Raw genomic sequence first — 7,618 nt, 5'->3', positions numbered from 1 at the left:
TGACAGTGCGGGCGGTGACGCCGGCGGCTGCCTGTGTCTGACGTTGTTCGAGGGCGCGCCCGAACACGCCGGGTCGCGTCATGCCGAGACCCGGGCGGTGCTGCTGGCCCACGGCGGCGTGTCGCTGGGTGCCGGTCCGGCCGAGGCGTGGGAGCACGGCCGATTCGGTGCGCCGGTTCTGCGTGATGCGTTGCTCGACAACGGCGCGCTGGTCGAGACGCTGGAGACCGCCACCGACTGGTCGAACCTGCCCGCACTGCGGGACGCCGTCGCCGGGGCGCTGACCACCTCGCTCGAGGCCAGTGGCACTCCGGCGCTCGTCATGTGCCATATCAGTCACGTCTACCCCACCGGCGCGTCGCTCTACTTCACCGTGGTGGCGGGTCAGCGGGGCGAGGACCCTGTCGCACAGTGGACGCAGGCCAAGCGGGCGGCATCCGAGGCGATCATGGCCACCGGCGGAACGATCACCCACCACCACGCGGTCGGGGTGGACCACAGGCCCTATCTCGAGGCCGAGATCGGCGAGGTGGGTGTGCGGATGCTGCGTGCGGTCAAGCACGCCGTGGACCCGAAGGGCGTGTGTAACCCGGGGACGTTGATCCCGTGAACGCGCGGCTGTCCGACCGTCGGATCCGCACGGTCGCCCTGCTGACCAACCCGGCCGCCGGCGGAGGACGGGGTGACCGGGTCTCCGACAGGGCGGCCGCGAGGCTGCGGTCGCACGGGCTCGAGGTCCACGCGCTTCGGGGGGCCAGTGCGCAGGAGTCCCTCGATCTGGCCCGGCAGGCGATCGCCGACGGGGTGGACGCTCTCGCGGTGTGCGGCGGGGACGGGATGGTCTCGCTCGCCGTGCAGGCGCAGGCGTTCTCGGGGGTCCCGATCGGCATCATCCCTGCAGGCACCGGAAACGACCTCGCCCGCGAGTACGGCGTCCCGTTGGACAGCCCGGAGGCCGCGGCCGACGTCGTCGCCGGCGGCCGGGTCGAGCAGGTGGACCTCGGCAGGGCCACCCCGGACGGCGGGGACCCGCACCTCTTCGCCTCCGTCCTGTGCGCGGGGCTCGACTCGGCGGTCAACCGGCGCGTCAACGAGATGACGATCCTCGGCGGGCCCCTCCGCTACGTCCTGGCCTCGATCATCGAGTTCCCGACGTACCGGCCCCGTCGGTTCCGCATGACCTTCGACGCCGGTGAGGCGGAGGAGGAGACGGTGGAGACGGAGGTCCTCCTCAGCGCGTTCGCCATCACGCGCAGCTACGGCGGTGACATGAGGATCGCCCCCGACGCCGACCGGTCCGACGGGTTGTTCGACGTCTGCTACGTCGGCAGGATCTCCAAGCCCCGACTGGCGTGGCACTTCCGCCGGCTCTACTCCGGTACCCACGTGGGACTCCGGGGGGTGACCACACGGCGGTGCAGGTCGGTCCGGATCGAGGCTCAGGATGTGGAGGCGTTCGCCGACGGTGACGCCGTGGCGCCGCTCCCGGTGACCGTCGAGGTCCTCGAGGGGGCCGGCTTGTTCCTGGTGCCACGTTAACTTCAGTCTCACCTGTAACACTGATTTACGCAGGTCACAGGCGTTACGCCGCGCCGATACCTCATCCGCCAATTGGTTCGCTTCAGGCTCGCCGAGGCGGCATGATCACCTCCATGCGCTCCAGGCTCACCGCGTCACTCGCGACCATCGCCGTCACCTCCGCCACTCTGATGGGTGGTGGGGGCGCGACGGCCTCCGCCCAGGCTCTGCCGTCGTTCATCCCGCAGCACGTGGTGGACGGGCTCGTCTCCCAGGCCCGTGCCGCGGTGCCCGCCGAGGTGTGGGCGGCGGTCGGGTCGACGGGGATGATCTACCAGGACGTCTCGGGCGGGCTGCGCGAGGGCATCGTCCGGGAGATCGACTCCTACCGGGTGTCCAGGGGGCTCGGGGTCCTCGGCCCCAACCCGGCTCTTGACCGCGAGGCGCAGACGTGGGCCGACCGGCTCGCCGCCCAGGACGCCGTCTACCACAACCAGGCGCTGCTGAACCGTGGCCACGGGGAGAACATCGTCGCCGCCGGTACACACTGCGGACCGGTGTGTCTGGTCGACCTGTGGAAGAACTCACCCGGCCACAACGACAACCTGGTTGACCCCGGGTACCGTTCGGCGGGAATGGGAATCGCCTACTCCGCCGGTGGCAAGGTGTTCGTGGTACACAACTTCGCGTACTGAGGTCAGCCCGGATGACCGACCCGCCAAGCGCGGCCGAACAGACGAGGGAGACCATGTCCGAACGGATTACACGCGCACTGAGGCTCAGGACAGACCCGGGGATCTTTCTCACGACGGTGGGCGTGATCCTGGCCTTCGTGGTGATCACGTTCTTCGCCGGTGAGTGGGTGGGCAGCGTCTTCGGCACCGCCTCCGGGTGGATCATGACCAATCTCGGCTGGTTCTACATCTTCGGCGTCACCGCCTTCCTGTTCTTCCTGGTGTGGATCGCGATCAGCCGCTTCGGCCATGTGCGGCTGGGCAGCGACGACGAGGAGCCCGAGCACTCGACCCTCACCTGGTTCGCGATGCTGTTCGCGGCGGGCATCGGCTCGATCCTCATGTTCTGGGGTGTGGCCGAGCCCATCTCGCATTTCGCCGAGCCGCCCCGTGGGGTCGAGCCGGCCAGTGCGGACGCCGCCCGCGAGGCCATCGGCTTCACGCTGTACCACTTCGGCTTGCACACCTGGACCATCTTCGCGCTACCCGCCCTGGCCTTCGCCTACTTCATCTACAAGCGCAAGATGCCGCCGCGGGTGAGCTCGATCTTCGCGCCGATCTTCGGGGACAAGATCTTCGGACCGATCGGCCGGACCATCGACGTGGTCGCGCTCGTGGGCACGGTGTTCGGAGTCGCCACCTCGGTCGGGCTCGGTACCCTGCAGATCAACGCGGGGCTGTCCGAGCTGTTTGGTATCGCGATGTCCCCGCTGGTCCAGGTTCTCGTGATCTCCGTCGTCACGGTGATTGCCTGCATCTCCGTCGCGGCGGGGCTGGAGAAGGGCATCAAGCGGCTCTCCAACTTCAACATCGCTATCGCCGTCGGGTTGCTGGTCTTCGTCCTGGTGACCGGCCCCACTCTGTTCCTGCTTAAGGGCACGGTCGAGTCGCTCGGTGTGTACCTCACGATGCTTCCGGAGCTTGCGCTGTGGAACAACGTCTTCCCGGCCAACGACGACCTGGCCGGGTGGCAGAACACGTGGACCGTCTTCTACTGGGCGTGGACCATCACGTGGTCGCCGTTCGTGGGCATCTTCATCGCCCGCATCAGTCGCGGCCGGACCATCCGCCAGTTCGTGTTCGGCGTCCTCGGCCTCCCGGTCGCGTTCTCCGTCCTGTGGTTCGGCATCTTCGGCATGGCCTCGTTCCACATCGAGCTCTTCGGCCCGGGCGGGCTCACCGAGGCGGTCGTGGACGAGGGCGACATCCCGGGCGCCCTGTTCGCGTTCCTGTCGAACTACCCACTGTCGACCCTCGTCTCGGGGATCGCGATCCTCGTCGTTGTCATCTTCTTCACCACCTCGGTCGACTCAGCGGCGATGGTCGTCGACATGATCGCCTCGGGCAAGGGGGACGACGTCCAGGTCTCGCCGGCCCACCAGCGCATCATCTGGGGCGTGCTCATGGGCGCGGTGGCGGCGACGATTCTCGCCGGGACCGGCGAGGGCGGACTGACCGCCCTGCAAGAGGTCATCACAGTGATCGGTCTGCCGTTCTTCGTGATGGGTTTCGTGATGATGTACAGCCTCGTCCGCGGCATCAGCAACGACATGGGGGAGCGGCCGCCCACGGTCACGCGGCAGTGGCGGCGGGCCTACTCCGCGGAGGCGCTCGAGAAGAACGAGGACGCGCCGTCCCCCGAGCCGGTCGGCCCGCTGCACCACATCCCGGAGACCGAGCAGGACGACGGCGCCCCGACTCCGCCGAAGTCGGACGCGACCTGAGCCGGGGGCCCAGTGGGCTCAGTGCCCTCTCACGTCGAGCATGGTCATCCCCGCGTGCATCTCCCACACGAGGATCTCGGCCCCGTCCACGCCGGCGGTGACCCGGCGGCCGCCCGTGGCGGTGAGCCGCGCGGCGTCACCGGTGGCAAGCTCGCCCTCGCCCTCCAGGTCGACCGAGCCGACGGGCACGTAGAGGTGGAGGTACGGCGCATCGGGGAGTTGGACGGACCGCCCCGGCTGTAGCCGCGACGCGAGCAGCGCGGAGGTGCTGTTGCGGATCCGGATGGCGGCCCGGTCGGCGTGGGAGCGGAGACCGCCCGCGACGACGGCGAGGTGGTCCTCCAGCTCGCCGGGGTCGATCTCGCGCTGTTCGTACCCCGGATCCCCGCCGGTGGAGTCGGGGACGACCCACATCTGCACCAGGTGTACCGGTTCGGCCGGGATCTCGGGGTCTTGGATCGATCCGTCGCGCCAGGCATCGTTGCGCTCGGAGTGCAGGATCCCCGACCCGGCGCTCATCCGCTGGGCGAGACCGGGGTAGATGATCCCGTTGTGGCCCTCGGAGTCCTGGTGGACCAGCGAACCGGACAGCACCCAGGTGACGATCTCCATGTCCCGGTGGCCATGGGTGTCGAACCCGGAGCCCGGCGCGATCCGATCGTCGTTGTTGACCAGGAGACGCCCGAAATGCGTGTTCATCGGATCCTGGTGGCGGGCGAATGAGAAGGAGTGACGTGAGTCCAACCAGCCGCCACCGGTGTGGGAGCGCGTGGCCGACCGACGGAGTGTGACCTTCTGATCGAGCACGGCGCCCCCTTGACTAGCTGATGCAACAACAATACGCTCCATCGATCGGCTCCGGCCGGGGCGCCCGTCCAGAACGGTCGTCCAGATTTTTCGCTGATACGGCGACGGTCCACCGCGCGCGGGCGTAAGGTGACAGTTGTCAGTGACGGGAGTCACATCGCCTGCCGGGAGGTTTCCATGTTGCAGAACGCTCTGGCCGCCACGCTGCGCGTGGGTGTGGCCACCACCAGCGAGGTGGCTCACATCGTCGTCGACCACACCCTGGGCCGCTTCCTCGACACCAACCCGGACAAGGTTCGCTGACCATCCGGGTTCGCTGACAATCCGGGTGGGTTGACCATCCGCTAGAGCCGGGCCGCCACGAGCCGGAACGCGTCTGGCCCGTAGGGCGGCACGCCGGGGATCACATCCCCTCGGCCGTGCCCTCGCTCCCGCCGAGGGCGTGGTCCGGCTGTTCCGGCGTCTGATAGATGCGCTTCTGTTCCTCCAGGTCGCGCGACCCCGTCGTCGCGGTGCCGTCACCGTTGCCGACGCTCCGGCCGTCACTGTGTCCACCGCTGCCCGGGGCGTCCGGGTCGATTCCGGTCGCTCCCTGATCCGCCGCCCGATCCGGCGCGCTTCCGTCACCGACACGCGTTCCGTCGATGGTGTTGCCCAGGTCCTCTGGGGTCTCCGGGGGTGTCTCCGAGTTCATGTGGTCCTCCTGGGTCGTGCGTGCGGGGGGTGGTGACGACCCTAACCGCGACGGGCCCCACGTGCTTCCGGACCTCGCCGCCGGATCCGACGGTGACCGCACCGGAGCGACGACCGACCGGGACCGCCTATCCTGGTGCCCATGTCGGACAATCCCTTCGGTCGGGTCATCACCGCGATGGTGACCCCAATGCACGACGACGGCTCGATCGACTTCGACGGGCTGCAGCGACTCGCGGTTCACCTCGCCGATCACGGTCACGACGGCCTGCTGGTCAACGGCACCACCGGTGAGTCCGCCACGACCACCGACGAGGAGGACTACGACGCCGTGGCCGCGGTCGTCGAGGCGGTCGGCGACCGTGTGTCGGTGATGGCCGGCTGCGGGACCAATGACACCGAGCACTCGATGCGGGCGGCCGCCGCGATGGTCGAGCGCGGCGCCGACACGCTGCTGGTGGTGACGCCGTACTACAACAAGCCCACGCAGCACGGGATCGTCGAGCACTTCCGGATGGTCGCCGAGGCGGGAGGGCGACCCGTCATGGCCTACGACATCCCGGGGAGAACCGGCACGGCCCTGTCCTCCGACACGATCCGCCGATTGGGAGAGATCCCCGGCCTCCGCGCGGTCAAGGACGCCAAGGGCGACCTCTTCGAGGCCAGCCGACTCATGGCCGAGACCGATCTGCTGTGGTTCTCGGGTGACGACGTGCTCAACCTCGCGTTCCTCGCACTGGGCGCCACAGGCATCGTCTCGGTGGTCGGGCATGTGGCCGGAGACGACTACCGGGCCATGATCGACGCCGTCGATGCCGGTGATCTCCCCCGGGCCCGCGAGATCCACACCCGCCTCATCCCGGCCGTCGACGCGATCATGCACACCTCGCAGGGGGCCATCCAGATCAAGGCGGCGCTGAAGATGCAGGGGCTGCTCGGCTCCGACCAGCTGCGGATGCCGCTGCTCCAGGGCCCGCCGGAGCACCTCGACCGGCTCCGTGAGGGACTGGCCGCGGCCGGACTGGCCTGACCCCTACGGGTCGGCCTGACCCCGCCGCGGGCTGACTACCGGAACGCGGACATCTCGGTGCACCGCTCCCAGAGGGCGGCGGCGACCCGCTCGTCGCGGGACCTGCTGCTCGACCTGGCGATCTTCGGGTATCCCCTCAGTCCGCCGAGGCGATCGGGGCCCACGAAGGTCGCGCCCGGAAGGTCCGGCACCGTCGCGGCGTAGAGGACGGACAGGGCGCCCGTCTCCGGCGTCAGTCCGGCCCACGAGATCGAGTTGCCGAGCTCGAAGAACCGGTCGGCGGCCGGGCGGCCGCTCTGCCGGAGGAGTTCGGTGGCGGTGTACCCGGGGTGGGCCGCCATCGACCGGATCTCCCCGCCCTCGCGACCGAGTCGGCGCTGCCATTCGTAGGCCAGCATGATGCAGGCCAGCTTCGAGTTGGCGTAGGCCGCCATCGGCCGGTATCCGCGCAGGTCCATGCTCAGATCGTCGGTGTCGACGCGACCGCGGAGGTGTGCCAGCGACCCGAGCCAGACCACGCGATCGGTCAACCGCGGCAGCAGGCCGCCGGTGAGGGCGTGGTGACCGAGCGCGTTCACGCCGAACTGCATCTCGTGACCCTGGGCGGTCCGCGAGGGCGGGAGGTTCATGACGCCGGCGTTGTTGATCAGGACATCCACCCGATCCGCGGTCCCGGCGACGAACTCGTCCACCGAGTCGAGGTCCGCCAGATCGAGCCGACGGACCAGCGCCAGGTCACGCGTCCCCGACGGCAGGGTGGCCCGGGCGGCCTCGGCCTTCTCGAGGTTCCGGCACGCCATGACCACCCGGGCGCCCCGGGCCACGAGTGCCTGTGTGGTGGCCAGGCCGATCCCCGCGTTGGCCCCGGTCACGACAAAGGTCCGTCCCGTCTGGTCGGGGACGTCGGAGGCGGACCATCTGGGCGTGCGGCTCATGTGTGACAGTCAACCAGCCGCGCCTGCGCCGTGGTCGGACACCCGTGTGGTAACGCCGGGGGAGACGCCGCGATGTTCTTGTGACACACTCGCGTGAGGCGGGTGAGATCCCACGCGTCACACACGCCTTTCGTCTTCGACCGAGATCTCGGAGTTCCCTCATGACGTTCGACCGCC

General features: G+C 69.2%; 9 protein-coding genes. 6 read left to right on the top strand and 3 right to left on the bottom strand.

Translation table 11 applies throughout. From position 1 onward, the window contains the following. From G6017_RS07450 to G6017_RS07435, 4 genes are all read left to right on the top strand, one after another. A partial coding sequence (locus G6017_RS07450) for an FAD-binding oxidoreductase (RefSeq protein ID WP_277819580.1) occupies positions 1-610 on the top strand: 610 nt, incomplete at its 5' end. Further along, the gene (locus tag G6017_RS07445; RefSeq protein WP_179523713.1) at positions 607-1,539 is read left to right on the top strand and encodes a diacylglycerol kinase; all 933 of its coding nucleotides are present in this window, start codon (positions 607-609) and stop codon (positions 1,537-1,539) included. The genes G6017_RS07450 and G6017_RS07445, both read left to right, overlap by 4 nt. 101 nt (positions 1,540-1,640) lie before the next feature. Next, complete coding sequence (locus G6017_RS07440) at positions 1,641-2,213, top strand: CAP domain-containing protein (protein WP_179523712.1); 573 nt, start codon at positions 1,641-1,643, stop codon at positions 2,211-2,213. A gap of 53 nt (positions 2,214-2,266) precedes the next feature. After that, complete coding sequence (locus G6017_RS07435; protein WP_182616738.1) at positions 2,267-3,976, top strand: BCCT family transporter; 1,710 nt, start codon at positions 2,267-2,269, stop codon at positions 3,974-3,976. A gap of 18 nt (positions 3,977-3,994) precedes the next feature. Here the strand turns inward: G6017_RS07435 and G6017_RS07430 are convergent, their stop codons facing one another. After that, entirely contained in the window at positions 3,995-4,825 is an 831-nt protein-coding gene (locus tag G6017_RS07430) for a pirin family protein (protein WP_182616736.1), read from the bottom strand. 135 nt (positions 4,826-4,960) lie between these two features. Here G6017_RS07430 and G6017_RS17225 point away from each other — a divergent pair, with 135 nt between their 5' ends. Next, positions 4,961-5,086: a hypothetical protein gene (locus tag G6017_RS17225; protein ID WP_259847360.1), complete on the top strand. Its 126-nt coding sequence runs from the start codon at positions 4,961-4,963 to the stop codon at positions 5,084-5,086. A 100-nt stretch (positions 5,087-5,186) separates the two neighbouring features. Here G6017_RS17225 and G6017_RS07425 read toward each other — a convergent pair whose 3' ends face one another. Then, entirely contained in the window at positions 5,187-5,477 is a 291-nt protein-coding gene (locus G6017_RS07425; protein ID WP_182616734.1) for a hypothetical protein, read from the bottom strand. Positions 5,478-5,618: 141 nt separating this feature from the next. Here G6017_RS07425 and dapA point away from each other — a divergent pair, with 141 nt between their 5' ends. Next, positions 5,619-6,506 carry a 4-hydroxy-tetrahydrodipicolinate synthase gene (gene dapA / locus G6017_RS07420; RefSeq protein ID WP_182616732.1) on the top strand — a complete coding sequence of 296 codons (888 nt, stop codon included), beginning with the start codon at positions 5,619-5,621 and terminating at the stop codon, positions 6,504-6,506. A 35-nt stretch (positions 6,507-6,541) separates the two neighbouring features. On the opposite strand, the gene G6017_RS07415 is transcribed toward dapA, so the two are convergent. Further along, entirely contained in the window at positions 6,542-7,441 is a 900-nt protein-coding gene (locus tag G6017_RS07415; RefSeq protein WP_179523708.1) for an oxidoreductase, read from the bottom strand. Positions 7,442-7,618: the final 177 nt, after the last annotated feature.

The sequence above is a fragment of the Dietzia sp. B44 genome, from assembly GCF_014145245.1.
In the GTDB taxonomy this organism is placed as follows: Bacteria; Actinomycetota; Actinomycetes; order Mycobacteriales; family Mycobacteriaceae; genus Dietzia; species Dietzia natronolimnaea.
The sequence above is the reverse complement of the archived record's forward strand: the minus strand, read 5'-3'. Positions and strand labels throughout refer to the sequence as shown.